At 72.6% G+C, this 1,576-nt stretch carries 1 protein-coding gene, 1 pseudogene and 1 riboswitch; the gene and the pseudogene both read left to right on the top strand.

Translation table 11 applies throughout. From position 1 onward, the window contains the following. The coding region (locus KUTG_RS06840) for a MerR family transcriptional regulator (protein WP_063753492.1) at positions 1–382 on the top strand (382 nt) is incomplete at its 5' end. Positions 383–458: 76 nt separating this feature from the next. Continuing rightward, positions 459–551: riboswitch (glycine riboswitch) on the top strand. A 159-nt stretch (positions 552–710) separates the two neighbouring features. Further along, positions 711–1,576: pseudogene (locus KUTG_RS06835) on the top strand (glycine dehydrogenase (aminomethyl-transferring)); the annotation flags it as partial.

Raw genomic sequence — 1,576 nt, 5'->3', positions numbered from 1 at the left:
GCAGGGCTCGGGCAGCCAGCGCCTGTACTCGTTCAAGGACCTGCTGGTCCTCAAGGTGGTCAAGCGCCTGCTGGACACCGGCGTCTCGCTGCACAACATCAGGGTGGCGGTGGAGCACCTCCGCCGCCGCGGGGTGGCCGACCTGGCCCGGATCACGCTGTTCAGCGACGGCACGACCGTGTACGAGTGCACCTCGCCGGAGGAGGTCGTCGACCTGCTCCAGGGCGGCCAGGGCGTGTTCGGCATCGCGGTCAGCGGGGCCATGCGGGAGATCAGCGGCACCATCCACGAGTTCCAGGCGGAGCGCGCGGACGGCCTGGAGCTGGAGCCGCAGGGCGGCGACGAGCTCACCCAGCGCCGGCAGGCCCGCCGCACCGGCTGAACGTGATCGAGATGACACGCGGTGGTCAAGGCTGGGGTCCGTAGCCCGGCCGGGGTAAACTCGCGCCTGTAGTCGCACATCCCGTGCGGGAGAGCCCGGACCCCGGTCCGGCGCCGAAGGAGCAAATCCTCCCCGGAACCTCTCAGGCACCCAGGACCGCACGGGACAGACGCCTCTGGAAAGAGGACGCGGGGCCTCCTCGCGTCCCGCCGACGGTGCAAGCCCGCGCGTGCGCGGGTGAAGCTCTCAGGTGCCCGTCACGGGCGGGGACAGAGGGGGAGGGCAAACGGCCCGCGCCCGTATGCCCGACGCCCCGGAGGCACGACGCATGACGACTGACCGCATTCCCCTTGCCGCGCTTGAGCACGGCACGCCCTTCGCGGACCGCCACGTCGGTCCCCGTGCCGCCGAGCTGGGCAAGATCCTGGACGTCGTCGGCGTCGGCTCGCTGGAGGAGCTGGCCCAGCGCGCGGTGCCGTCGGCCATCCGCAGCGACGCCCTGACGCTGAGCCTGCCCGCCCCGGCCACCGAGGTCGAGGCGCTGGCCGAGCTGCGCGCCCTGGCCGACCGCAACCGGCCCATGACCCAGATGATCGGGCTGGGCTACTACGGCACGGTCACCCCGGGCGTCATCCTGCGCAACGTGCTGGAGAGCCCGGCCTGGTACACCGCCTACACGCCGTACCAGCCGGAGATCTCCCAGGGCCGCCTGGAGGCCCTGCTCAACTTCCAGACCATGGTCGGCGACCTGACCGGGCTGCCGGTGGCCAACGCGTCGATGCTGGACGAGTCGACCGCAGCCGCCGAGGCGATGACGCTGGTCCGCCGGGCCGGCAAGTCCAGGTCGACCAAGTTCGTGGTCGACGCGGACACGCTGCCGCAGACCATCGCCGTGATCGAGACGCGGGCCGAGCCGCTGGACATCGAGATCGTCGTGGCCGACCTGTCCCAGGGCATCGAGGGCCTCGGCCTCGGCGGCGACTTCTTCGGCGTGCTGCTGTCCTACCCGGGCGCCTCCGGCGTGATCCGCGACCACGAGTCCGTGATCGCCGAGGTGCACGCGGCCGGCGCGGCCGCGGTCGTGGCGGCCGACCTGCTGGCCCTCACGCTGCTGCGCGCGCCCGGCGAGATCGGCGCGGACGTCGTCGTCGGCACCACGCAGCGGTTCGGCGTGCCGATGGGCTTCGGCGGCCC

It is taken from the genome of Kutzneria sp. 744 (genome assembly GCF_000568255.1).
In the GTDB taxonomy this organism is placed as follows: Bacteria; Actinomycetota; Actinomycetes; order Mycobacteriales; family Pseudonocardiaceae; genus Kutzneria.
The sequence above is the reverse complement of the archived record's forward strand: the minus strand, read 5'-3'. Positions and strand labels throughout refer to the sequence as shown.